The sequence below is a fragment of the Streptomyces sp. NBC_01224 genome, assembly GCF_036002945.1.
Taxonomy (GTDB): domain Bacteria; phylum Actinomycetota; class Actinomycetes; order Streptomycetales; family Streptomycetaceae; genus Streptomyces.
Window position 1 is genome coordinate 126,657 of record NZ_CP108529.1, and the last position, 25,803, is coordinate 152,459.

14 protein-coding genes and 2 pseudogenes are annotated in these 25,803 nt (G+C 70.0%); 8 read left to right on the forward strand and 8 right to left on the reverse strand.

Annotation, left to right across the window (positions count from 1 at the left end; all coding sequences use genetic code 11):
* The first annotated feature begins 532 nt into the window (after positions 1 to 532).
* Entirely contained in the window at positions 533 to 2,527 is a 1,995-nt protein-coding gene (locus OG609_RS00635) for a HEAT repeat domain-containing protein (RefSeq protein WP_327270922.1), read from the forward strand.
* 286 nt (positions 2,528 to 2,813) lie between these two features.
* Complete coding sequence (locus OG609_RS00640) at positions 2,814 to 3,341, forward strand: GNAT family N-acetyltransferase (RefSeq protein ID WP_327270923.1); 528 nt, start codon at positions 2,814 to 2,816, stop codon at positions 3,339 to 3,341.
* 132 nt (positions 3,342 to 3,473) lie between these two features.
* Here OG609_RS00640 and OG609_RS00645 read toward each other — a convergent pair whose 3' ends face one another.
* From OG609_RS00645 to OG609_RS00655, 3 genes are all read right to left on the reverse strand, one after another.
* The gene (locus tag OG609_RS00645; RefSeq protein ID WP_327270924.1) at positions 3,474 to 9,815 is read right to left on the reverse strand and encodes a type I polyketide synthase; all 6,342 of its coding nucleotides are present in this window, start codon (positions 9,813 to 9,815) and stop codon (positions 3,474 to 3,476) included.
* A 152-nt stretch (positions 9,816 to 9,967) separates the two neighbouring features.
* Positions 9,968 to 11,251 (reverse strand): beta-ketoacyl synthase N-terminal-like domain-containing protein, encoded by a 1,284-nt coding sequence (locus tag OG609_RS00650; RefSeq protein ID WP_327277895.1) that lies wholly within the window; start codon positions 11,249 to 11,251, stop codon positions 9,968 to 9,970.
* 178 nt (positions 11,252 to 11,429) lie between these two features.
* Positions 11,430 to 11,639 carry a DUF5988 family protein gene (locus OG609_RS00655; RefSeq protein WP_327270925.1) on the reverse strand — a complete coding sequence of 70 codons (210 nt, stop codon included), beginning with the start codon at positions 11,637 to 11,639 and terminating at the stop codon, positions 11,430 to 11,432.
* 1,341 nt (positions 11,640 to 12,980) lie between these two features.
* On the opposite strand from OG609_RS00655, the gene OG609_RS00660 reads away from it, so the two are divergent.
* Positions 12,981 to 13,565 (forward strand): IPT/TIG domain-containing protein, encoded by a 585-nt coding sequence (locus OG609_RS00660; protein ID WP_327270926.1) that lies wholly within the window; start codon positions 12,981 to 12,983, stop codon positions 13,563 to 13,565.
* A gap of 818 nt (positions 13,566 to 14,383) precedes the next feature.
* Here the strand turns inward: OG609_RS00660 and OG609_RS00665 are convergent.
* Positions 14,384 to 14,878: an ATP-binding protein gene (locus OG609_RS00665; protein WP_327270927.1), complete on the reverse strand. Its 495-nt coding sequence runs from the start codon at positions 14,876 to 14,878 to the stop codon at positions 14,384 to 14,386.
* A 2,440-nt stretch (positions 14,879 to 17,318) separates the two neighbouring features.
* Between OG609_RS00665 and OG609_RS45910 the strand changes: the two are divergent.
* Positions 17,319 to 17,435: pseudogene (locus tag OG609_RS45910) on the forward strand (hypothetical protein); the annotation flags it as partial.
* Positions 17,436 to 17,566: 131 nt separating this feature from the next.
* On the opposite strand, the gene OG609_RS00670 reads toward OG609_RS45910, so the two are convergent.
* From OG609_RS00670 to OG609_RS00685, 4 genes are all read right to left on the reverse strand, one after another.
* Positions 17,567 to 18,712, reverse strand: coding sequence for an RNA polymerase sigma factor (locus tag OG609_RS00670; RefSeq protein ID WP_327277896.1), 1,146 nt, complete (start codon positions 18,710 to 18,712; stop codon positions 17,567 to 17,569).
* A gap of 8 nt (positions 18,713 to 18,720) precedes the next feature.
* A complete protein-coding gene (locus OG609_RS00675; protein WP_327270928.1) occupies positions 18,721 to 19,128 on the reverse strand; it encodes a YciI family protein in 408 nt (135 codons plus the stop codon).
* 422 nt (positions 19,129 to 19,550) lie between these two features.
* Positions 19,551 to 20,885 carry a DJ-1/PfpI family protein gene (locus OG609_RS00680; RefSeq protein ID WP_327270929.1) on the reverse strand — a complete coding sequence of 445 codons (1,335 nt, stop codon included), beginning with the start codon at positions 20,883 to 20,885 and terminating at the stop codon, positions 19,551 to 19,553.
* 193 nt (positions 20,886 to 21,078) lie between these two features.
* Complete coding sequence (locus OG609_RS00685; protein ID WP_327277897.1) at positions 21,079 to 22,038, reverse strand: GlxA family transcriptional regulator; 960 nt, start codon at positions 22,036 to 22,038, stop codon at positions 21,079 to 21,081.
* A 297-nt stretch (positions 22,039 to 22,335) separates the two neighbouring features.
* Here OG609_RS00685 and OG609_RS00690 point away from each other — a divergent pair.
* The 4 genes and pseudogenes from OG609_RS00690 to OG609_RS00705 form a co-directional block, all read left to right on the forward strand.
* Positions 22,336 to 22,474, forward strand: a pseudogene (locus OG609_RS00690) (IS5/IS1182 family transposase); the annotation flags it as partial.
* A gap of 177 nt (positions 22,475 to 22,651) precedes the next feature.
* Entirely contained in the window at positions 22,652 to 22,861 is a 210-nt protein-coding gene (locus OG609_RS00695; RefSeq protein ID WP_327270930.1) for a ferredoxin, read from the forward strand.
* Positions 22,851 to 24,224 (forward strand): NAD(P)/FAD-dependent oxidoreductase, encoded by a 1,374-nt coding sequence (locus OG609_RS00700; protein ID WP_327270931.1) that lies wholly within the window; start codon positions 22,851 to 22,853, stop codon positions 24,222 to 24,224. Before OG609_RS00695 ends, OG609_RS00700 begins: the two co-directional genes overlap by 11 nt.
* A 31-nt stretch (positions 24,225 to 24,255) precedes the next feature.
* Entirely contained in the window at positions 24,256 to 25,455 is a 1,200-nt protein-coding gene (locus tag OG609_RS00705) for a cytochrome P450 (RefSeq protein WP_327270932.1), read from the forward strand.
* The last annotated feature ends 348 nt before the right edge of the window (positions 25,456 to 25,803 follow it).

Here is a 25,803-nt window from a genome sequence, read left to right on the forward strand (position 1 = left end):
GCCCGCCCGATCTCGGAGGGCGTCCGGCCCTCCCGGAACCCGATGATCTCCTCCTCAACGGACAACAAGAGGAGAGCGCGCAGCCCGGCCGTCATCTCGCGGGCCTGCGCCACGTCCAACGGCCGCGGCGCCGGTCCGGCGAGGTCGCCCTAGTCCTCGTAGTGCTCGCTTACTCCTCCTTCGTGTGCCGCGTCGACGCACCGGTACAGGGCTCTGGCGGGCGGTGCGGGAGCGCGAGGCGTGAGCCCTTCTCTCACACCCTCACAGCCCCCTCGTCTACCCGGGTGTGCCGACGCACGGTAGTTGTCACCCCCGGGTCCGCCGTCCTGCGGGTTCCCGTGAACAAGGCACCGTGGTTGTCACTGGCGAAGCCGGCTACTTGTCACCGCCCAACCTCGCGGAGCGCCGCGCTGACCTCTGCAGACTGCGCCGAGAAGGCAGTTGGGCATCCAGTCCTGCGATAGTGCAGAGGCCACCCGGCGATGGCAGGATTGTCCGTCGGGGAGCCGATTCGCCGAGGTCAGGGGCATGAGTGGCAGACATAGCGCTCGAGGCGCTGGACGATATGCCGTGGGAGCGGCTGGAGTCGACGCTCGGGAACCATGCCGTAAAGGAGTTGCGGCGCGCCCTGCGGGGCCTGGCACTCAAGGGCGAGGCGGCGGCCGAGGAGGACTGCTACCCCTTGTTCGACTGCCTCGCGGTGGGTACCGGACGCGTGGCCTCCGTGGCAACCGCCGCGCTGCCGTTTGTCGTTGCCCTCGCCGGCAATCCGGGCATGGGTGGCCGGGCCACGCTCGTCCAGCTGCTGGCGAGCCTGTCCAAGACGGCGGCCGAAGCCGAACCGGGCCTGGTGGACGTGGGGTGGCACGAGGCATGGCGGCGCCATCGCCCCCGGATCCGGGCGCTGCTTGCGGACCCCCGGCCCGAAGTGCGGAGGGAAGCCCTGCCCCTCGTGGAGGGTGTTGGCGTGCTGCTGGAGCGGTGGCGCGCCGAGACGGACCCGGCGGTGCGGCTGCCTGTGCTGCTCGCGCTGGGGACCGCCGCGGCACGCCCCGCCGACGCCGGGACGGTGGACCGGGTGCGAGCAGTGGTGGCCGAGGTGCTGCGGACCGATGCTCCCGTCATGCGGGTCGCGGCCGTGCACGCCTGGGCCGCATTCGATCCCCAGGCGCCGGTCCGTGAGCTGGATGTGCTGGTGGAGGTCCTGTCGGACCGCGCCGTGCGTCCGCAGTTCGAGGCGATCTGGTACGTGCCGGACGTCGACAGTGCCTTCACCCGTGAGGATGTCGTCTCCTGGGCGGCACACCTGTTCGAGGGCGCGCCGCGGACGGCACTCTCCTTCGTTGTCCGACTCATCCATGCGGCGCGCCGGAACGGGGACACCCTGCTGTGCCGGGCCGCGCTGGACGAGGGGTGGCGTCTGCTGGTGGTCCGGCCGTCCGCGGCATCCGCGCTGCTGCCGCTTGCGAGCGCTCTGCTCGCCGACCCGGACGACGGCGTACGGTACCGGGCGGCCCACCTGCTCGCAGTGCTGGGTTCGCGGGCTGCTCCGTACGCCGACGAGCTGGCCGCGCTCCTCGACGACCCGGGCGAGGCGGAGTTTTTTGAGGGCACCGTCGACGACCACGCCTGCTGGGCGCTGACCCGCATCGGCGACCCGCGCGCCCTGCCGGGGCTGGTCGAGCGGCTGTACGCGCCGTACCGAGGCCAGTACTCCCGCGGGTACACCATGGGCGACCCGCGCCTGCCGGAGGTCGAGGACGTCCTGACCCCGCTGCGGGCGCACGCGGAGGTCCTGCTGCCCGCGGTGCGGCAACTGCTCCGGGACGACGGCGTGGGTGGCTCGCTGACCTGCCCCTTCCTTCGCGTCCTGAAAGCGTGGGGGCCGGCCGCAGCTCCGGCGCTGCCGGAGGTGGTGGCTCTGCTGGACGACGCCCGGTACACGCTGTACGCAGTCGATGCGCTGGTGGCGATGGGACCGGCTGCGGCGCCTGCCGAGCCTGCCGTACGCAGGTGCACGGTCTCCGACTTCCCCGGCAACCATCACATGGTGGCGTGGGCCGCCTGGCGCCTCGGCGGCGACCTGGATGCGGCCCTGCGGCTTATCGGCGAGGCGGTGCTGACCGAGGAGGGACCTCTTTACGGACCCGTCGGCCTTCTCGGCGATTTCGGCCCGGCGGCCGCGCTCTGCGCCGACCGGGTACGGCATGTCATGGAGCACGGTGACACCTGGCTGCGGCTGCGGGCGGCGGTCGCGCTGTGGTCGATCACGGGCGAGCCGGAGCCGAGCGCGTCCGTCCTTGAGGAGTGCCTCCCTCCCATCGCCAATGGCGGCGACGCCTATGGCTACTTCCTCGACGCGCTGCGGGCCCTCGCGCGGATCGGCACGATCTCTCCGGCGGCGCGGACAATCCTGCGTACGGTGCAGGAATCCGACCGGCGGCTGTCAACGTACCGGGACTATCGAGCGTTCCTTCAGGACGAGGAGATTCGATCCGCGATCGACGACGTCCTCACCCTGCCGTGACGACCTGCCGCCGAGCAGCTCGCCAGAGCAATCGACAAACACCCGCAGCCCCGCCGGTGACAGCAAGCCTGATTGACGGACGGTGCTACGAGCTCACGCCACCCACCGCTCTCGCGACTTGACAGACGGCATGAGAAATCGATGGCACAGGACAGCCATCCCGATTCCTGGTTGGCCACAGCTGGCAAACCATCACCCGATCGTGGCTGGAGGGAGGAGCGTGGGCGATCGGCGTCCCCGTTCGGTCGGTAGGCACAGCGTCGAGCGCCCGTGCGAGGATCGCGACGTGAACGATCTGCACTTCCGCCTCGCCGACGACGCCGACCTCGCCACTCTCGTTCGCCTGCGCGACGAAGCTGCCCGCTGGATGCTCGCCCAGGGCATTACCGGCCAGTGGCAGCCCGGCGAGCTGGCCGAGGACCACTTCCGCCGGATCATGGCGAGTGGCGAGGTCTGGCTCGCCGAGGCTGACGGCCGCGCGGCCGGGGCCTGGGAGCTGTGGTGGGCGGACGAGGATGCCTGGGGACCGCAGCCGCCAGTGGCCGGCTATGTGCACCGGCTGATGGTGGACCGCAGCAGCGCCCGGCCGGGGACGGGGCGGCTGCTGCTGCGAGCTGCGGAGCACCGCGTGGCCGAGGCGGGGCGGGAGTTCATACGTCTGGACTGCCTGGCCGGCAACGCACGCCTGAACGCCTACTACTTGGACGACGGCTACCGGCTCGTCGGCCACAAGGCGGGCAAGCCGCAGCCGGGCGGTGCACCCAAGTCGTTCACGCTCCTCGAGAAGGCCCTACGGGTCGGCCGCCAGGACTGAGCAACCTCGGCCAGGGCGGCAAGCCCGCTGAGGATGGCCATGGCGCACTGGGAGGCCCGCCCCACAGACCACGCCGCTCGCGGCGTCAGTGACCAACTACCGGCCGACGAACTGGCCAACTACCGGGCAGAGTCACACGTGGCGAAGTTCCAGGCCCATGCGCTGGGCGAGGCCGGCGGCGAGTGCCGACAGCGTCGGGTGCTGCCAGACGAAGTTGCTGGCGAGCTCGACCCCGAGGTCGGATTCCAGACGGACCCGTAATTCCATGGACAGCAGTGAATCGAAGCCCAGCGCTTTCAGGGGGGTCTGCGGGTCAAGGGTGGTACTGCCCAGCCGGAGAATTCCGCGAATGTGATCGGCCAGGTAGGTCTCGAGTGCCTCGCGCCGGGCGGTGCCTGGTGCGAGGCCCGCGAGACGGGTTTGGATGTCAGGGGAGTTCTCCGTTACGTCGGCCGCGTGTTCGTTGCCCGGGGCGAGGAGGCTGAAGAACGAGGACTGCCGTCCGGCGAGGGGGATCCAGGTGCTCGGCTCCCCGGGAATCACTCCGGTCTGGACGCGTCCGTGTGCCAGGAGCGCGTGGAGCGCCAGCAGCCCCTTGCCGGTCGGGATCGTCTCGTAGCCCCGGCTGCTGAAGTCGGTTGCGACACCGGTCTCGCCCCACGGCCCCCAGTTGACGGCGAGCGTGGGCATGCCTTCGCGGGTCCGCCAGGCGGCGAAGGCGTCGAGCCAGGAGTTGGCGGCGGCATACACGCCCTGCCCGGGGTTGCCCAGCAACGAGGCCATGGAGGAGAAGACGACGAACCAGTCCAGTGTGTGCGCTGTGGCGGCGTTGTGCAGTTTCCATGCGCCGGTGACCTTGGGGTCCCATACGCGCTTCAGCTGGGGGTCTCGGATGTTGATGATCGCGGCGTCCTCGAGGACCATGGCGCAGTGCATGACACCGCGCAGGGGTGTCCCGTCTTCGGTGGCGGTGGCCACCAGGCGTTCGGCGGTATCCGGTTTGGCGATGTCCCTCAGTACGACAGTGATCCGGGTACCGTCGGCGGACAGCTTCCTGATCGCGCGTGCGGCGGCGAGGGAAGGAGGTGTGCGACCGTTGAGGACGATGTGGCTCGCACCCTGCTCGGCCAGCCAGTGCGCGGTTGCCAGGCCGAGGCCGCGCAGGCCGCCCGTGATGATGTAGGCGCCGTCGGCGTGAACGACACGCGCCCCCTGGGGAAGGACCGCAGTGGTCTCCCCCCGGTCCGGGATGGTCAGGACCAGCTTGCCGATGTGGCCCGCGCGGGCCATCAGGCGGAAGGCGTCGGTGGCTTCGCAGAGCGGGTGCGTGGTGCAGAGCAGTGGCTTCAGGCGGCCTTCGGTGAACTCGGCGATGACCTCGCGCAGCACGGTCGCGAACATATCGGGACGGGCCCGCTGGAGTTCGATGAGGTCAACTGTGCTCAGGGTGATGTTGTGCCGGAACGGGGCCAGCCCGACAGGGGCGTCGGACAGGATGTCGCGCACTCCCAGTTCGACGAAGCGGCCGAAGGGCCGCAGCGTCTCCAGCCCTGCACGGATTGCGGCACCGGAGAGCGAGTTGAGGACGACATCCACGCCCAGGCCGTGGGTGGCGTTGCGGGTCTGCTCGGCGAAGTCCAGGGACCGGGAGTCCATCACATGGCTGATGCCGCTGCCCCGTAGGTATTGTCGCTTCTCTTCGTTGCCGGCTGTTGCCAGCACCTCGGCGCCGAGCAGCCGGGCGACGGCGACAGCCGCCATGCCGGTGCCCCCGCTGGCCGAATGGATCAGGACGCGTTCGCCCGCGCGTAGCCGGGCGACGTGGCGCAGGGCGTACCAGGCGGTGAGGAAGGCCGTGGGCATTCCGGCCGCAGCGACAGGATCGAGCGTGGCCGGGATCGGGGCGACCGCGGTCGCGGGCACAGTGATGAAGGAGGCGAAGGCGCCGCCTTCGAGGTGAACGGCGAGTACCGGGTCGCCGGTGCGCAGGTGCTCGACGCCGGGCCCTGTTTCGGTCACCACGCCTGCGCACTCGAAGCCGATCCGGTACTGGATGTCCTGCTCACCGGGCAGGAGGCCCATGACCGTGAGTACGTCGCGGAAGTTGAGGCCCGCCGCCTGGACACGCAGCTCCACCTCGCCCGGTCCTGGAGTCCGCCGCCCGGTCGCGGCGAGTTCCAGACTGCCGAGGTCCCCGAGCCGTCCCGCGCGGAGGCGGAATCCGTCCACCGCGTAGCGCACGGTGCGGGTGGCGGTCGTGACCTGTTCGGAGGCGGCCAGGGGGGCGTGATCGAGCCGGGCGATGTACCGGGTGGCGCCTCGTAGGGCGATCTCGTCCTCGTGGCCGTCGGCGAGCAGTTCCTCGGCCAGGCTCCGCAGGCCTGGATCGCCGTGGTCCGTGTCCACCAGGGTGGCGCGCATGTGCGGGTGCTCGAACGCCAGGACGCGGATCACTCCGCGCAGGGCGCCTTGCTCAAGGTCCACGGTCTCGTCGGCTGCTACCGCACGGGCGGCGCGGGTGACCGCGTACAGGCGAGGAGGGGTGGAACTGCGGGCGATTGCCTGGGCGATGCCGAGGATTCGCCGGGCACGCCGCTGGGCGCCCACGGTGGGATCGTCCGTGGTGGTGGGCGAGGTGCCGCACAGCATCACCACGGCGCGCGAGGGGGACCCGATGGCCTCCAGGTGTGTGCTGACAAAGTCGCCGAACGGTCCGAGCCGCTCGTCTCCCAGCGGGGTGTCCCACACCTCGGCCCGGGCCCCGGCCTCGCGCAGGATGCCGGCCAGTGCCTCGGCGTCTGTGTGGCCCTCCCCGATGACGAGCCAGTTTCCGGGCGGGATCTGCGAGGTGGCCTGCGGCCGTGGGGCGGGATGCCAGCCGGCCTCGAGTAGCCACTTGTCGGCCGTACCGGCGTTCTGCGGACTTCGGCGTGCGAACTTCACTCCGTCGAGGGCCATCACCAAATTGCCCGCTTCGTTCAGCAGGCGGGCATGTCCTACGGCGCTGTCGGCCGTGTTCTCGACGATCCGCGCGTGGCAGTACGCAGCGGTCGCGGGATCGCCCAGAACTCGTACGGCCTGCATCTGGACGGGGAGGATCAGTCCCTGGCCGGCGTCCTCGACGGGCCCTGCGACCAGGAGTTGCAGGCAGAGGTCAACGAGGACGGGGTGGACTTGCAAGGAGTGCTCCGGGGTCCGTGCGGGCTCCGGGACCTCCACACGGGCCCAGAAACTCTCGCGGCTGCGAGAGGCGCGCAGCTGTGTGATTCCGGCGAACGCCGGACCGTGTTCCAGTCCCCGGGAATGAAGTCGCGAGTAGAGGGCTGCGGAGTCGATGGCGACCGGGTGCTTCTGGGCCAAGGTGCTGACGGAGACGGTGCGGGTGCGCGGGGGCAGGGAGAGCCGGCGCAGCACGGCGGAGGCGTACGTTGTCCACTGGCCGTCGTCGCCGCGCCCGAAGATCTCGCATGTGGCGTGATCCGGGGCGGTCATGGTGACGGTCGTGCTGAGGTCGGTGTGCCCTGCCAGGCGCAGCATCTCCCGGAATGAGACGTCGGTGATCTCTACGTCGGTGGGGGCTGCGTCGAACACCTTGCAGGCGGTGGTCAGTGCGATGGCGTAGTGGGCGGCGCCGGGCAGTACCGGGGTGCCATGCACTCGGTGGTCGGTCAGCCAGGGCAGTCCCGTGGTTCCTGCGTCTCCCTGCCAGCAGTGGCGCACCCGTTCGCCGGGTACCTCGGTGTAGGTGCCCGGCAGGGCGACGGCCGCGCGTGCCGCGTTCTGTTCGCCGGGGGTGGCCGGCCGGGCGGCATCCGCCCAGTGGTGCTTGCGGTCGAAGGTGATGGTGGGGACGTCCGCGAGGCCGGCCTGTGCGTACAGCGGCGCCCAGTCGACTTTCACACCGGCGCAGTGCAGGGCCGCGAGGTGGGTGCGGAACGTGGTGGGCTCGTCCTCTGCGCGGCGTAGCGTGGGCAGCACGACGGGTTCGCCGGCCAGGTCTTCGAGGCTTTCCGCGATGGCGTGTGTGACTACTGGGTGCGGGGAGATTTCTACGTACACCAGGTTCCGGTCTGCAGCGGCCGTGGCCACCGCCGGAAAGAAGCGGACCGGGTTGCGCAGGTTGGCGCACCAGTAGGCGGCGTCGAAGGCCGGCACCTCGTGGGGATCTGGCAGCACGGTGGAGTAGAAGGGGATCTCGGGGCGCTGAGGAGTCAGGTCGCAGAGGGCGGCGCGGAGTTCGGCGAGCAACGGGTCCACTTGCGGGCTGTGGGAGGCGACGTCCACCGCGACGGTCAGTGTGGGGATTGCGCGGTCCTGCCAGGTGGCGACGAGCCTTGCCACCTGGGTGGTGTCGCCGGCCACGACGGTGGAGTTCGGCGCGGCAAGGACCGCTACGGAGACGGACTGGGTCTTGTTCGCGGCGAGTTCGGCTTCCACCGCAACCCGGTCCAGTCCTACGGTCGCCATGGCGCCGGCTCCCGCGATCCGGGTGAGCAGCGCGGAGCGCCGGCAGATCACCCTGGCGCCGTCCTTCAGTGACAGTGCCCCGGCCACGACAGCGGCCGCGACTTCTCCCATGGAGTGGCCGATGACACCGGCCGGCTCGACTCCGTGGGCGCGCCAGGTGGCGGCCAGCGCGATCTGCAGGGCGAACAGCACCGGCTGCACCCTGGAGCATTCCGTCACCGGTTCACCGGTGCGTACCACGTCCAGTACGGAGAACCCGGCCTCGGCGCAGATGTGGGGGTCGGCTTCGGCCAGGGCCGCCGCGAAGGCCGGTTCCCGCTGCAGCAGCCCGCGCCCCATGCCCGGCCACTGGGAGCCCTGCCCGGAGAACACCCATACCGGCTGCCGGGAGACGGTGACGCTTGTCGGTCCCGACACCACGGCCGGGTGTGCCCGGCCCGCCGCGAACGACCTCAGTGCGCTGACCGCGTCGTGCGTTGAACGGGCCACGACTCCGAGGCGTCCTCGCCCTGCGCTGCGTCGCAGGGCCAGGGTGTGCGCCACGTCGCGCAGCGGTACGTTCGCGCCGTCGCCCTCCAGCCAGTCGGCCAGACGCAGTGCCGCGGCCGGGAGCACGGCCGGGGATCCTGCCGGAACCAGGACCACTTCGGGTGCGGCGGGAGGGGTCTGTCGCCGGCGTGGCGGGGCCGTTCGGCTGTCCTGTGGGGGTTGTTCCAGGATTACGTGGGCGTTGGTGCCAGAGAATCCGAAGGAGGAGACCGCGGCCAGTCTGGTCGGCGCCTGTACGGGCCACGGGGTCAGCTCGGTGGGCACGAAGAAGCGGGTCTTGTCTGCGGCGATGGCCGGATTCCAGCGGGTGAAGTTCACGTTGGGTGGGATGAGTCCGTGCTGGAGGCACAGGACGGTCTTGATCAGTCCGGTGATCCCGGCGGCGGGTTCCAGGTGGCCGAGGTTGGTCTTGACCGATCCCAGAGCGCACCGGCCGTGGCCGGTGCCGTACACCTGTGCCAGGCTGGCGAACTCGATCGGGTCTCCGATCGGGGTTCCCGTTCCGTGAGCCTCGATCATTCCCATGTCCTGCGGGTCGATGCCGGCGTTGGTGAGTGCCTTGTGGAACAGGGCCCGCTGGGCGGTGGGCGAGGGAGCGGCCAGGCCGTCGGTCCGGCCGTCCTGGTTCACGGCGGTGCCGCGGACGACGGCGAGGATCCGGTCGCCGTCCCGTTCGGCGTCGGCCAGGCGTTTGAGTACGACGGCGCCGCAGCCTTCACCGCGGACGAAGCCGTCCGCGGCGGCGTCGAAGGTGTGGCAGCGTCCCGTCGGTGACAGCATTCCCATCCGGGCGAAGGACAGGGTTGTTCTGGGTCGGAGCATGAGCGTGACACCGGCGGCGAGGGCGAGATCGCATTCGCTGTGGAGCAGTGCCCGGCAGGCCAGGTGGAACGCGACGAGCGAGGACGAGCAGGCCGTGTCGAGTGCCACGCAGGGGCCGTGCAGGCCCAGGAGGTAGGAGATACGGCCTGCGGCGACGCAGTGCCCGTTCGTCAGGATGGAGCCCTCGAGTTCCTGGGGCTGTCCGGCGAGCTGATCCATGTAGTCGTTGTAGCTGAGACCGGCGAAGACCCCCGTGGGGGAGCCGGTCAGCCGGTCCGGCGGCAGCCCGGCGTTTTCCAGCGCTTCCCAGGCCACCTCCAGCAGCAGCCGGTGTTGCGGGTCGAGTACGTCCGCCTCGCGGCCGGAGACTCCGAAGAAGTCCGCGTCGAAACCTGACACGTTGCTCAGGTACCCGCCTGGCTGAGGAAGTGCGGGTGAGTCGGGGGTTGACTCAGCGCCGCCTTGTGCCCAGAGCGTCTCGCGTCCCGGCGGCGGATTCCCGACTGCCTCTTGCCCGTTGGCGAGCAGCCGCCACAGGGCCGCGGGAGAGTCGATGTCGCCGGGGAGCCTGCAGCCCATGCCGATCACGGCGAGAGAATCCGTCGTGTTGTTGAAGGTATGCCTGTGTCGCCCCACGGGAGTTCTCCTTGTCGATTGGCTGCGCAGGGGGCGGGAAACCCCCCGGCTCTGTTGACGGTTCGCCGCCCCGGGGTCGGCGGCGTGCCTGCGTACCGGAATCGGCCGGGTCGGGCGGGGGCCGTGGAGGGCTGGGGATACCGGGACGGGCCTCAGACGTCGGGGCTGCCCAGGAGGATCGCGCTCTTCACCCCGCCGACCTGGTAGTTGAAACTCAGCGCGTAGTCGAAGTCGAGAGGGCGGGTGCGCGTGCCGGGAACGGGGTCGAAGGTGAGGTTGTCCGCAGGCTGCTCGCAGTTCGCGGTGGGACATACCTCGCCGCGCTCCATCATGAGCAGCGTCAGAGCGACGCCGAGACAGCCCGCGGGCGCGCCGTTGTGGCCGAAGCAGCCTTCCTGGGATGTCATCAGCAGGTCCTGTGCGGCAGATCCGTACAGTTCCTTGATCGCGTTGGCCTCGAAGGCGGTGACCACCACGTTGCCGTCGCTGCCGCCGTGGACGTAGGGCACCTGGCCGGTCTCCCAACGGTCCTTGAGACATCGGCGGACGGCGCTCACCAGTTCGCGGCCCGTCTCGTCGGATGCCAGAGGATTGGTCAGACCGTCGCGGGTCGTGGCCTGGGCGAGCACCTGACCGTACAGATGGGCCCCGCGCCGGGTGGCGTGCTCGCGGCTCTCCATGATGACGGTCACCGATCCCTCGCCGTGGTTGATGCAGTCGGCGCGCCGGTCGTAGGGGCGCATGAGGGAGTCGAAGGACGGCAGAAGGGCGGGCATGTCGTTGGACCGGATGATCTCGTATGTCTTCTGCGCGCCCTGCAGCAGGCGCTGGATGTTGCGGATCAGTTTGACGCTGAAGATGTCGACGCCGGTCACGACGGCGATGTCGATCTCGCCGTCGGCGATCAGGCGTCGGGCGTTGCCGATCTGTACCGCGGAAGACGCGCAGCCGCACGACACAGTGAAGTTGGGGCCTTTCGAGCGGGACAGTGCGCCTTGGACCAGGGCGACGTCGGAGGGAGTGACGGCTTGTTCCGCCGCGACGAACAGTTCCATCGCCTCCGTCACGCGAATGGTCTCGGGGTCGGCTCGCAGGACGGCGAGGTAGCTGTCGATGTTCGCGTCGACGCCGCCGCGTCCGGCCAGGATCGCCGCGTCCGCCAGGTCGCCCGTGAGGGGATCCAGCTCGGCGTCCAAGCATGCCTGCGCCATGGACACCAGGCCGAACCGATGCGCTGCGGTGTAGTGGCGTGAGAAGAACGGGGCGATATCGGGGAGGCGTTCGTCGAACATTGCGTCCGAGAGGTCTACGGAGCCGTAGTAGGCATTGCTCTGCCTGAGGCAGGAGGCCCCCCGGGAGGCGATGTTCCACAGGTCGTCCGCGGTGAAGACGGGCTGCCCGTCACCGGGAAGGCAGAACCCGATACCGGTGACCATGGCATCCCGCGCGTGCCGGCCGCCTCCCGAGAGGGGGGCTGCCCCGCTCACGACACACCTACGGGCAACAGAGTAGTCGTCATTTCGATCCCCTCCGGATCAGTTGGTAGCACCCGCACGTAAGCGGCTGTGTGCTGTTGAGGAAGAGATTCCGCAGCGGCCGGATTCGAGCAGGGCTCTATTCGGCAATGTATGTGCGGTAGATCCAGCGGTACACGGGCAGCAGTTCGCCATCGAGTTCGGCATAGTGATCCGCGAACTCGAAATGCTCATAACCGTTCCAGCGGGGAACCGTCACTCTTGTTTCACTGTCCAGTGATTTCACTTCCCAGGTCGGCGGCGAGCCTTCCGGCCCCCCGCTGAGTATTACGCGAATCGTTTGGGGCATAGCGCTCTCCAGTCGGGAGGATCAGCGCTGATTTATCAGCGGAGGCGTCGGCTCGATTGTTTTTGCCACGCCGTCTTGAGTACAGCCGAAAATGCTTCCACCACAGGACGGTGAGTGTCACGAAACCGCGCAACTGGTCCAGGAATCCCATGCGCGGCGCGTCACTCTCCGGCGCGCGGGAGCCGGCTCAGGGGCGGCGCGGACGGTAGCGGCGGCCGGCCTCGCGTACGGAACGGCGTGACCGCCACGGTGCCGCAGCCGGCGGTGTGCGCCGTCGTGACCGCGCCGGCCGGCGCGGCCTCAGGGTGCAGCGCGGGGGTCCGGGCGCGGGCGGCCGTCGGGATGATGGCCGGTCTTGATGTCAGGAGACAGACCCCAATGACGGATTGGACAGCACAGGGAACTCGCATGGCGCCCCTTGACGAGGTGATGCGAGCCGCCTCTTCCTTGCCGAGGGGCGCTCATGGCGACGAACGATCTCGATGCTGCTCACAACTGGCTGGCCAGTTCTGCAGCGGATCGTCGATTGCCGCGCTCCCCGGAGAGGAGGGCAGCCCACCGGTTGGATTCAAAACGGTTATCCCACGGAGCTGAATAATCCCGCAATGAGACCGCCAACAGTTCACCCGTCTGGCGTAATTTACTGAACGGTGAGCGTCTTCTCCTCGGCGAGCTCCACGAATCCGGCCCCACGGGTCCGTGAAGTCTGATTCGCGGCGATTCGCCGTCGGGATGTCGCGGCCGGAAAGAAATGGCGCGCACCTGGTAATTATCTAGTAATGGCTGGATCTCGGCGTGACTGCTGCGATCACGGCGGCAGTGTCCGCCGGCCGTCCCCCGCTCCCGGAACGCATTTCGGACTGGGCCGATCGGGTGACTGATTGGCGCAGGGGTTGATGGCAGTTCATTCATTGGAGTTACTGAAGTCGTTGAACCGGTGGGCCGCCCATCCCTCTCCGGGAAGCTCGGCAATCGGCCCGCCCGTTTCGGCCCTTCCTTCCGGCAGGGCTCCGGCGAGCAGAGCCACTGCATGGCTGCCCCGGAAAGCCACCGGCCGGTGGGCGCTCCCGACACCGGCCGGTGAAGCGGCCCGCCGTGCTTGAGACCGGGCAGTGGTGCGCACGTCGCGGCCGATGCCCGTCGGCCCCCGGTCGCCGTCGGGTCCGCCCCGTCCCTGGCGGACTCATCGCCGCAAGCCACTGCCCGGTCGGCTTCCCCCGAGCCGAGAGCCGTTCGTCCTCTCACCCCTGACCGCGCGTCGGGCATGAGGGAAGCCTGCCATCGATCCGGGCAAGTCCCCGTGCGGACCGCAACGGTCCGCCTGTCACAGGAGGACCCGTCATGTCCACAGACACAACATCGTCCGGCCAGTCGCAGTCGGTCGCCCAACTGCCTTTCCCCTTCGGTCCGCTGCTCCTGGCGGTCCTGCCCAACTCCGGACCGGTCGCCGGCGGCAATACCGTTCAGCTCCTCGGAGTGGGCCTCAGCGGTGCCACCAGCGTTCTGTTCGATACCACGCCGGCCACCATCGTCTCGCAGGACGTGCTGGGGCTCACTGTCACGATCACGGTCCCGGCGAACGCCGCAGGCACGGTGCCGGTCACCGTGACCACCGGCAGCGGCACGAGCAACCCGGTGTCCTACACCTACGTGGACCCGTCCACGCCCGCTCCTCCCACCGCCACCAGCATCACCCCGGCCTCGGGCCCGGTCGTCGGCGCCACCCCGTTCGTGATCGCCGGCACCAACCTGAGCGGTGGCACTGTCACCGTCAACGGAGTTCCGGCCACCGTACTGGGCGGCGACCCCACCGGGATCCTGCTGTTCGGGATCACCCCGGCCGGCGCCGCCGCGGGCAACGTCCCGGTCGTGGTCACGACCGCGGCCGGCACCGCCACTGTCCCCGGCGGGTACACCTACATCTGACCAGCCGTCCCCTCACGGCCCCTTGCCTGCCACGTCGCCACGCCGGCTGGCCAGGGCTGTGAACAGCGCCGGCCTGCGCGTTCCTCGCGCAGGCCGGCGCTGTTCACAATCAGGGACGGTTCCGCCGCGCCCCGCCCACCCGGGGGTGGCAAAACCAAGGACGCGACGGCAGAGGATGCGTTGCGAAGCGTGTGCGCCGGCTGCGCCAGATCGGGCCGCGCCACCGGGCCGTTCGCAGTCCGGATGTGATCGGCCGCCGGGACGACGCCCCGCGCCGCCCCCGGCCAGCAGACGCGAGCGGCCTGCCCGATGCGGCGCTTTTGAGCCGCTTCGGCCCGGCCCCTCCCCCGCGCCTCCCGGTAGTCCACCAGGACGCGGACGGCCGGAACCGTACAGGCCGCGTTCTCTCGTCCGCCTCGTGCGACGGGCGCGGGACCCCGTGCGGCACGTGGAGCGGTCCGACACCGGTGCCTGCTTCAGCCGGGCCGGCCGGGGCTCGTCCAGCGGCACGAGGCCGGCCTGTCCTCAGGTGCTTCATGTGTCCGCGAAATGCGGCACATGATCGAGATCACCGGCGGCCGGGCGCGTGGTGGAGCGCCCACCGACGAGGTGAACCGGCGTCGCAGGCGCTGTTCACCGGCCTGGGAGTTGAGTTGGCGACGTGCCGGATGTTCACCCCAGCCCGGTTTCACAGCAGACGGTCTCTGCGGCCCCGGCCTCGTCCCGCGGACAAGCCGCGGGGGACCCGGGCGCCGTGTTGTGTTCACTCGGGGCCCGACGGACGGGATCGCGGTCGCGGACCGCAGCCTGGAGGGATTTCACCCGGTCAGTGAGATCCGTGCCCAGAATGTGCGGCCGCCGCCGGTCTCCCGCCGCGTTCCCAGCGCCTGGGCGGACTGCGCGACCACCACCAGGCCTCGGCCGTACTCGTTGGCGTCGCCGGCACGGTGGGGGACGGACGATGTTCCCCCCTCGTCCTGGACTTCCACGAGGAGCCAGTCACCGTCCTTTTGCAGGCGACCGGTGATCGAGAGGCTGTCGGTGTGGACGATGGCGTTGGTTACCAGCTCAGAGAGCACGAGTAAGGCCACGCATCGGGCACCTTCGTCCGTTATACCCTCAAAGTCCATCCACAGCCGGGCCAGTTGGCGGCAGACCGGCACCGCTCGCTCCAGTGTCGGCACGCGGAACGAGGCCGGTCGTCCCGTAGGCCAGTCGTCGGCCAGGGCCCGGGCTGACGCCGTATTCGGCCACTGTTCAATCTCCTGGGGGGACAATGCGATCTGCGCCCCCGGCCAAGCAGTCGGCAGCATAGTTCTTCCTCTCTCGTCCTCGGCCTTGCTCAGGTGGCGGGGTGGCAGGTCTGCGCTTGCGGACACAACACGGCACAAGCCGCCGGCTTCGGATTGCCTGCCGTACCCGATGTGCCCGCCGGTCGCGGACCGCGCGGGAGCCCAGCGGGCGGTTCAGAGACGGGAAGCGGGGTGCACCCGTCCACCGCTGGTACGGCGGGCCGTACACGGGGTGAGCCGGGCCGCCCGCAGTCCCACATCCGCGGTGGTGCCGATCCCGGCCCGGATCGGCTGCGGCCCCCGGTGGCGGTGCCCGGACCGGTGCCGTCGAGGTCGTCCGTGCTGCCCCCGGTGGCACCACAGATGTGAGATGAACGGCGATCTCTCCGAGAAGGACGGCACCGGGCACCCGGATCCGCAGGAGCGGTCACGGTCGCGCAGACAGCCCCGACGCCCGGTGGTGATACGACCGTCCGGCCGGGACCGGCACCCCGAACGCCAGTCACCGAACGCGGTCCGGACGATGCCCGCCTCCGGCATGGAAGATGATTCGATGCCGTGGGAGGCAGCAGCCTCCGTGCTCCGGCAACGCCCCCGCGCCGTGCACGACGATGAGTAAATCGGCCGAGAACAGGGTGAGAGCGACAAGGTATCCGCCGTCGACTGGCGCTTCGCCGCGCCGACCGGAGCGGTCTCACCGCAGAACTCAGCATTCCGGTGCCGGGCGTCGGACGTCTGAAAAATCGCCAGGGAAGCGCGCATGGTGCCTCCAAAGAGGTCACATGGGCCGCCGCGCCAGTCGGCACCGGCTACTCGCACCGACTGGCGGATCCAAACCCCTCCCACGGGGGTGCCCATTGCGGCAGTCCCACCCGGCAGATCCCCAGGCTTTCACCTCACCTGGACAGCTACGAGAGAAATGAAAAGCCGCTCCCCCGGAGAGGGTGGGCGGCCCACCGGTTTGGATAGGGACAGTTATCCTCTCGGCCGCATATGACAGCAACAAAGCCGACAGGATGTCACCCGGATGGCGTAGTTGTGTCGATATCCCCGCACCGGACCGATCGAAGACTGCCCCGGGCAGGGCCGTCTTCAAGCATCCGGATGAAGTGGTTCACGCACGTGGGCAGCCCACGATGCCATGGAACCGATGCCACGCGGTGCAACGATTCTTCCTGGCGAATCGCTTCTTCTGGCTCCCTTTCACAGCCGTCTGCCACAGCTGTTCCTGGCGTGATCTGTTCGGCCTGATCACGTCGGGGAATTCGATGGCCGGTAACGCCCCATGACAGAGCCATAAGGCTTCACGACATCACGACCCTCTCGTTCTGCGGGGATGTGCACTTCGACACTGTGACCGGCACCCATGACTCGGCCGAAAACCGCACCGCCCCAGGCCAGATCACCCGCCACACCACGGACTACCCGGCCACGGACTGCGTGAGACAGACCCGCCAACTGCCGTGACCAGGCATGTCAGCACGTGCCGCACAGCCGGCCACCGACCCCGACCACCGCATCACGGTGGCCGTTTGACGCCGAGTCACGTAATGGAGCAGCCCCGGCGCTGCAGCAGATGAAGTCGCATACCGGCAAAGGGATCGGCCATGGAACCGACGCCCGAGCGACAGGCTTCCCGCGGCATCTTCACGTCGGGTGAGTGAGATCAGGCGATGCTCACCAGCCACAGGTGTATAACAATCGGCCATTTCCACGCTGCACCACCCGGCGCACCACCCGGCGCGCCACCCGGACCCCCGCAGAGCACATTCATGCGGAAAACAAAATTCCTTCCACATATAAGGCGATTGAGCCTGGACCTTGCAGATGAAACAAGAGATGACTCCTTGTCGCCACCGCATCGATTCAGCCAGATAGTTCCCCGGCTGAATACTGCCCGTACAGCCGGACGAACGTGAGGACAACAGGCACCGGACGGGCCTCGTGCAGGCCCCAGGCGTTCCGTTCCATCCGCCACTCCACCAATTTGGAAATTGAGTCGCTTCAGTCGCTGGAAGGAGTACGCGTGGTTCCTGAACCGCACCTGTGTGACAGCGACTCAGAGGAAAACTCCAGCGCCGGGCCCAACCCGGCCGCCCACCCCGCGGGCCGCCCGGCCCCGCCACGGGGCATCCGGTGGCGCAGGACGCAACAGCGGCCCTTCTGACGGCCGCGGTTCACACACATCCCGGGCCAGGAACACCGAATACTGCACATCGTCCAGCCCAAGATGCCTGCGGGCAGCTGCCGTCCCCTCGATCCGGGAGACCGTAGGTGAATCACGCACCCAGCCACGGCAACGGGCCGCTCCGCCCTCAACAAGCCGCACGCCGGACCCTGCCCGGCTCCCCCGCCGGCACCGTCCCGGCACAGGCCGCCAGGACAGCTGCGCCGACGGCGATGCGGGCAACCCGAGCACGGTCTGCTGCCCGATACCCTCGGCAACCGTGGCAACGCCAAACTGTTCGCCGCCCAGTACGGGCGGGACTTCAGACACGTGCCAGGCCTGGGCTGGCACCGGTGGTCCGTCTACCGGTGGGAGACCGACCAGGCCGGCACCGTACTGTGGGCGGCCGGCGGGATGGCCGCGCTGAGCTTCCCCGCCGGCAACGCGTCGCGCAGCTGGTCTCGCCCCGCCTACTCACTTCGAGGCGACCGCGCTGGCCACGAGGCGCGCCCAGGCCCGCGGGAAAATCCGAGCACGACCTGTCAGCGACATCGGCGGGCGTTGAGCCGGGCGGCCTGGCGCGTCAGGTGGTCGCGCTCGGCGAGGTTGGGTGCCTTGTGGGCCGCCTCGGCGTACAGCCGTGCCGCCGTCGCCACGTCGCCGTCGCGCTCGTGGAGGTACGCCGCCACCGCGGCGTGGCGGGGCAGTGAGGCGTCCAGCGCCGCGAGCGCCGCCAGGCCGGCGCGCGGTCCCTCGGCCTCGCCGACGGCGACCGCGCGGTTGAGCCGGACGACCGGGCTGTCGGTCAGGCGCGTGAGCTCGTCGTACCACTCGACGATCTGCACCCAGTCGGTCTCCTCGGCGGTGGGCGCGTCGGCGTGGAGTGCCGCAATGGCGGCCTGGGCCTGGAACTCGCCCAGCCGGTCGCGGGCAAGGGCCGCCTGCAGGATCTCGACGCCCTCGGCGATCGACTCGGTGTCCCACTGGCCGCGGTCCTGCTCGGCGAGCGGCACCAGGCTGCCGTCGGGCGCGGTCCGGGCGGCGCGCCGGGCGTGGTGGAGCAGCATGAGGGCGAGCAGCCCGGCCACCTCGGGGTGGTCGATCGCGGCCGCGAGGTGCCGGGTGAGCCGGATGGCCTCGGCGGCGAGGTCGACGTCGCCGGAGTAGCCCTCGTTGAAGACGAGGTAGAGGACGCGCAGCACGGTGGCGACGTCGCCGGGCCGGTCGAACCGCACGCCGGAGACGGTGCGCTTGGCTCTGCTGATGCGCTGCGCCATGGTTGCCTCGGGTACCAGGTAGGCCTGGGCGATCTGGCGGGTGGTCAGCCCGCCGACGGCGCGCAGCGTGAGCGCGACCGCGGACGAGGGCGTCAGCGACGGATGGGCGCACAGGAAGTAGAGCTTGAGCGTGTCGTCCACCGCGGGCGCGGGTCCGGGCGCCGGCTCCTCCTCGACGCGACCCTCACGCCGGCGGCGGGCGGCGTCGGCGCGCGTCGCGTCGAGGAACTTGCGCCAGGCCACGGTGACCAGCCAGCCCTTGGCATCCCGCGGCGGGTCGGCCGCCCAGACCCGGAGCGCCTCGACCAGAGCGTCCTGCACGGCGTCCTCGGCCGCCGCGAAGTCGGCTCCGCGGCGGACGAGGACGGTGAGCACGCTCGGCGTGAGGCTCCTGAGCAGGACCTCGTCCATCGGTGACGTCACTCCGTGATGGTGGGCGGCGCGGCCAGGAACGGGCGCACCTCCAGCCACTCGTGGATCGGCTTCCCGCCCGCCCCGGGGGCGGCCGACAGTTCCCCGGCCAGTTCGATGGCGCGCTCGTAGCTGTCGACGTCGATCACCATCCAGCCGGCGATGAGGTCCTTGGTCTCGGCGAACGGACCGTCGGTGACCGGCGGGCGCCCCTCGCCGTCGTACCGGACCCACGCTCCCTCGGGGGCGAGCGCCTGACCGTCGACGAACTCGCCTGTCTTCTCCAGCCGGGCCGCGAAGTCGTTCATGTACTGCACGTGCGCCGAGATCTCCTCCGGCGTCCACTGATCCATACACACGTCGTTCACCGGAGCCGGGGCGCCGCGGTAGTGCTTGAGCAGCAAGTACTTGGCCATCGCGTTTCTCCTCGATGCTGATGCGACCCATTCTCGTCGCGTTCACTGCGGGGACGGAGCCAGTCACGAATTCTCGACATCGCCGTCCGAATCTTTTTGGCTCTCGCAGATGAACCTGGGTGAGCCGTCTCGCGGCGTCAGGGTCCACGCCGTGGCGCGCGAGCGAGGCGGAACGAGGCCTTCCAAGATCAGCAGCGACCGAGTAGTTGAATCAAGAGAACGCCTCACGTGCGTCGCCGTACGTGTGGTCCTGGCACGTCGTGCTGCGCTCGGACCGATGAGTTGTTCGGCGTGGAGGGCATGCACATCCTCTATGTCACCCGCAACCCGACGTCCGCGGCGGACACGCCTCGGGAACTGGCCTCACTTGCCAGGTATTCCGGGACCTCGGCACCCGTCCGGCCTGGCAGACCGTAGGGCGGTTACGCCGCCCGCCGACGTCGCACTGCTCGCCGTATCACGGTCGGAACGAACCCCGCAGCAACGCTGACCACGACCGCGACCCCGGCCAGCAGCGTCGACCGCCAGGGCCAGGCCGCCCCGGCCAGCACCAGGTGGGAGGAGGGGTACTCGGAGAACTTCGCCGTGACCAGGGCCGTGCGGCGGTCGCTGTGCTCGGCGAGGTCACGCAGGACGGGGTCGAACCCGAACTCCTCGGTGTGCCGTCCCCCACCGGGCAGCTCCACGGCGAGCTTGTTGCGGTGCGCCCAGGTGCGCAGCGGGGCGTCGACGGCCGACGGCTCCGCGACGCCGGGCACGACGAAGCGGTCGACCCCATAAGATCCACGCTCTGCTGTCCGGGTGACCAGGACGAGACCGTGACGGGTTTTGACGGTGCCACGGGCGCCGAGCACCACCGTTCGCGCGGTGAACGACACCCCGCCGTAGCCTTCGAAGGCCGCGGCCGCGTCGATCTCGCCGACGCCGTCGACCAGGCCGATGCCCACTGTCGGACGCAGCCAGGGGAACGCGGCGTTCAGCGCGTACGGCAGGTCACCGACAGCAAGGTGGTTGGCCGTAATCGCCGTCGGCCCGTCCAGAATCCAGCCCGGATACGACAGTCCCCTACCGATCCGGGCGGCCTCGTCCTTGCCCGCCAGTTCCTCCACCACCCGCAGCGCACCGACGGTGCCGGAGGTGACGCCGGCGGTGGTGGTCACCCGGCTGTCCTCGACGTACCGCCGGCCACGCTCCCAGTGCACCTGGGGGTACCGGCGCTTCAGAGGGCCGATACGGGACCAGAACGACGTCGCGTCACGGCCGTCCAGCAGGCCGGAGGCCGCCAGCAGTTCCGAGCCCGCGCACACCCCCAGAACACGCGCGCCCCTGCGGTGCCGCTCCACGATCCACTGGCGCAGTCGCGCCTCGTTGGCACCGGCGGGGTCGGCCACCGCGGGCACGACCACCACGTCGGGCTCGGGCACCGTGCCGCGTTCCACCTCCGCCAGAGTGTGGTCGGGAAGCAGGTGGGCCCCTCCCGACAGCGGGGAGACGCGGCGCTCGGCGGCCACGGTGTAGACGGAGAACTTCCCGGACTCGGCGAACACCTGATATGGCGCCAGGACGTCGGTGGCCACGGAGCCCTCGCTGCTGACCGCCACGGCCACCGTGATGCGGTCCTTGGGTACCGCCCGCGCGGAGGGCCAGGCCCGATCGCCGGAAGCAGCCGGCGCGGGTGCGAAGCTGTCCGCCATCGAGGTGCTCACCCCCGCGAAAGCGATCCCGGTGAACGATGCCACCGACAGCACCGTGCCCATGAGTACCCTTCCGGCACGGCGGAGCGCCCTGCGACTCTTACTCAGTCCAGACAAGATATACCTCCAGATTTCGGGCGCACGGCACCAGCGCCGCGCACCCTTGCAACCCCCAGGCGGGGAAAGAGAAGGAAGAGAAAGAAGGAAGAGAAAGCGGGACGGGGAAGGCCCCGTGAGCCGTTCGCGAGGGAATGTGTCAGCCGGCAGGCCGCAGCTGGGACGGCGGGACGCCGAGGGTCTCGGCGACCAGTCGGCGCAGCTGCCGTGCGTCGCGGAAGCCGCACCGTGCGGCGACCGCCTCGACGGTCAGGTTGGTGCCGGCCAGCAGGGTGCGGGCCCGCTCCAGGCGCAGCTGCCGCTGGTAGGCCAGCGGCGTGATGCCGGTGGCCGCGGTGAAGGCCCTGGTCAAGCCACGCGGGGAGAGATGAGCCACGGCTGCGAGCTCGGCGAGGGTGTGAGGGGCGTCCAGGTTCTGGGCGAGGTGGTCCTGTACCCGGTGAACGGCGGGCCGGACATGGTCGCGGTAGCGCAGGAAGGGGCTGATCTGCGCGGCGTCGCCGTCCCGCCGCAGATAGAGCACCAGCTCACGGGCGACGGCGGCGGCCAGTTCCGGGCCGTGATCGCGTTCGACGAGGGACAGCGCGAGGTCGATCCCGGAGGAGATGCCCGCGCTGGTGCTGACCCGCCCTTCGTGGACGTACAACGCTGCTTCGCGCACCCGCGCCTTCGGATACCGCTCGCGCATGGCCGTGGTGAGCGACCAGTGCGTCGTGCACGCCCGGCCGTCCAGCAGTCCCGCCTCCCCAAGCACGGCGGCGCCGCTGCACACCGAGGCCACCCGGGCCCCCGCGTCGTATGCGTCCCGCACCCACCGCACGGCCGCCTCCGAGACCAGCCGGTCGGATCCGGTCAGCCGTGGCCCCGGCACGAGCACCATGTCACCCCGGCCGGCCTGCGTCACCGACAGCACTTGCAGCCCGGCCAGCTCCAGTCCCTGCGCCGAGCGCACCCCGCCCGTCTCGGCGACATACTCCAGCTGGTAGCCGCCCCCCAAGTGGGCCGCCACATCGAAGACCTGCACCGGACCGCCCAGATCCAGCAGGTTCACCTCGGGCAGCACCAGGACGACAATCCGTCCCGTGCACACGCTGCTCATATCGTTCACCCGGACACAGTAGGCACGACTCGGCGAGGTCCACGAGGACCACCAGCGCCGCACTCCGGACGGATCTGGCACCCCTGAGACCGTCGTCGGGGAGCAAGGCCCGGACGCTGATGGAGCGGGAGGCCGCGGAGGCCGCCGAACTGACGGCCGGCGGACAGCAGATCAGCCAGGCGACGTTCTTCCGGATACGGCAGCGTCACGAGACCGAAGGGTTGCGGGAGCCGGCGTATGAGCCTGTCACGGAAACCTCCGACGCCGGTCCAGGCCCCCGGACATCGTGCGCATCCCGGGATCGTCTGGGAACACCTGCCGCAAGAGCTCGGCTTCGGCTCTGGCATGACGTGCTGGCGCCGCCTGGCCGAGTGGACCGAGCCCGGCGTGTGGCCCTGGCTGCACAAGATTCTCCTCGCCAAGCTCCGCAGCGCGGCCGAGCCGGAGAGGCCGTCCACCGGCCCCCGCCGCTCCCCCGCCCGATCCTCTGACCGGCGGCAACCGGTGCCGGCTCGTACCAGCTCGTCGGGGAACCGAGCGGTGGCCGTGCGGTCGTCCGGGTCTCCCCCCATGCTGGAAATAAGGGGGTGAGGAGACGGAGGAAGTGGTGAGGATGCAGACCGTTGTGGATCTCACGCGCTGCCAGGGCTACGCGCAGTGCGTGTTCCTCGCGCCGGAGGTGTTCCAGCTGCACGGAGAGGAGGGATTGCTGTACGCCCCGGCCGTCCCCGACGACCAGGTCGAGCGCGTGCGCCAGGCCGCGGCGGCATGCCCGGTCCAGGCGATCCTCCTCGGTGAGGAGGTGAGCGCCCGTGCCCGGTGACCTCAGAGACGGCCGCATCGTCATCGTCGGCGCGTCGCTGGCTGGGTTGAGGGCCGCGGAGACGCTGCGCGAGGAGGGCTTCAGCGGCTCACTCACCGTGGTGGGGGATGAGCCCTATCCGCCCTACGACCGCCCGCCACTGTCCAAGCAGGTACTGCTCGGCAAGGCGTCGGCGGACACCACGACGCTGCCGATGCGCCGGGACCCGGACGCCGACTGGCGGCTGGGAGCAGCCGCCACCGGCCTGGACCCTTTGGAGAAACGGGTGATGCTGGCCGATGGCGAGTCGCTGCCGTTCGACCGGCTGCTGATCGCCACCGGGACCCGGGCGCGCCCCTGGCCCAACCCGGAGGAGGCCTCCCTGGACGGGGTATTCACCCTGCGCACCAGTGACGAGGCCGGGGGGCTGGCCGCGCGGCTGGCCGCCGGGCCGGGGCGAGTGCTGGTGATCGGCGCCGGCTTCACCGGTTCGGAGATCGCCTCGGCCTGCCGGGAGCGGGGTATCGAGGTCACGGTCGCAGAACGCGGCCCCGCACCCCTGGTGGGCGCGCTCGGCGGCACCCTGTCGAAACTTGCGGCCGTCATGCAGCGCAACCACGGCGTGGACCTGCGCTGCGGGGTGACGGTCACCGCCCTGCGCGGGGACGGGAACGGCCGCTTCATCGGCGCGGACCTGTCCGACGGCAGCCGCGTCGAGGCGGACGTGTGCGTCGTGGCGTTGGGGGCGGTCCGCAACGTGGAGTGGCTGGCGGAGTCCGGGCTGGCAGCGGGTCCGCGTGGAGTCGCCTGCGACGCCGGGTGCCGGGCCTTCAACATGTACGGGATCGTCACCGACGACGTCTTCGTGGCCGGCGACGTCTCCCGGTTCCCCCACCCGCTGTTCGGGTACCAGATGCTCTCCCTGGAACACTGGGGCAATGCGGTCGCACAGGCCGAGGTGGCGGCCCACAACATGGTCAGTCCAGGGCCCCTGCGGCGCCCGCACCTCGCCGTCCCGACGTTCTGGTCGACCCAGTTCGGGCTCAACATCAAGTCGGTGGGCGTGCCCACCTACTCCGACCACGTGGTCATCGCCCAAGGCTCTCTGGAGGCGCGCCGCCTGGCCATGGTCTACGGCTTCCAAGGACGGGTCACCGCCGCCGTCACCGTCGACATGGCCAAGTCGCTCGACTACTACGAGCACCTGATCGAGACGGCTGCTCCGTTCCCGCCCCCGCCCGGCGCGGCGGACCGTGCGATCGCGGCCGACATCCCGATTCCGTCCGACGTGCCGGACCCGAGCGGGCTGTCCCACGGCCCCACGGTGGCGCTCACCGGTCACCTGCCCGATCGCCGACTGACGGTGGTACAGCCCACCCGCTGACCCACCTCCCGCCCAACCACGAGGAGCCACGATGGACTCCGACACCTTGCTGGCACGGATCACCGACTACGAGAACCGCCCCAACCCCTACCCGCTGTACGCGGAACTGCGCGAGGCCGGCCCCGTGGTGCGGCAGGCAGACGGCAGCTATCTGATCGGTACCTACCACGAGATCGCCGCCCTGCTCCACGACCCTCGGATGAGTGCCGACCCGCGCAGCCGAACCGCCCCGTCCCCGTCCGGTGAGACGGTGAAGCCGCCGTTCCTGCGGCTCGACGACCCCGAGCACCACAGGCTGCGCACCCTGGCCATGCGCCCGTTCGGCCCGCCGCACAGCCCGGGCCGGGTCGATGCCATGCGGGGCGAGATCTCCCAGCTCACCGAGGAACTGATGGGGGCCTTCCATGCGGGCGGACAGATCGACATCGTCGACGATTTCGCCTACCCGCTGCCCGTCACCGTGATCTGCCGCCTGCTCGGCGTACCGCGTGAGGACGAGCCGCTGTTTCGAGCTTGGTCCGACGCTCTGGTCGCATCCGCCGACGTGAAGCCGGATGAGGACTCCCCCGAGCAGGACCAGACGGGCAACCAGGCGCGGATCGAGATGGGCCGGTACCTGGTGGACCTCGCCGAACAGCGCCGTGGCCACCCGAGCGACGACTTGCTTTCCGCCTTCGTCAACGAGCCGGATCCGGCCCTGCGGCTCACCCGCGAGGACCTCGCGGAAACCGCCGTGCTGCTGTTGATCGCGGGACACGAGACCACGGTCAACCTGATCACCAACGGGGTCCTCACCCTGATGCGCCGCCCCGAGCATCTGGATCAGCTGCGTCGCGAACCCGACCTGCTACCGCAAGCGGTGGAGGAACTGCTGCGCTACGAACCCCCGGTCCACATGCGCGAGAGGATCCCCCACGCCGACATCGACGTCGCCGGCACCACGATCCCCAAAGGCGCGTCCGTCGTACTGGTGCTGGCCTCAGGCAACCGCGACCCCAAGCGGTTCCACGAACCCGACCGGTTCGACCCCACCCGCCCGGACAACCAGCACTTCGGCTTCGGCAGCGGTATCCACCTGTGCTATGGCGCACCACTCGCCCGCATCGAGGCCCAGGCCGCGCTCGGCGCGCTGATCCCCCACCTCGGCACGGCCCGCCTGGTCCAGGACCCGCCCCCCTACCGGCAGAACGCCATGCTCCGCGGACCCCGCCATCTGCCCATCCAACTATGAGGCCATGTGGCGGCAGACAGGACACCAGGCAATCCATCCTGCCGCCCTCCGGCCTTCGTACTGACCGCCGCACAAGCCGGTACGCGCCCGCCCAACCGAAGGTGATGACCCGCCTGCGTGTGCGCCGAGGGCAGGGACGGACGGGCACCCGGCCCCAGGCAGTCCCGGTCCGACAAGGCCAGGCCGACGCCTTGGGATCAGTCGCACCGCCGGGCGAACCAGAAAGCCGCCCCGGGCTCCGGCGGGCGGCGCCCGGGGCGTGTGCCAGACGGCACCCGTCGGCTACTCCTCGCCGAGGAGACCCGGAGGATGTGCCCGCTGCCCTGTTCCTGCATGATCGGAAGCGCT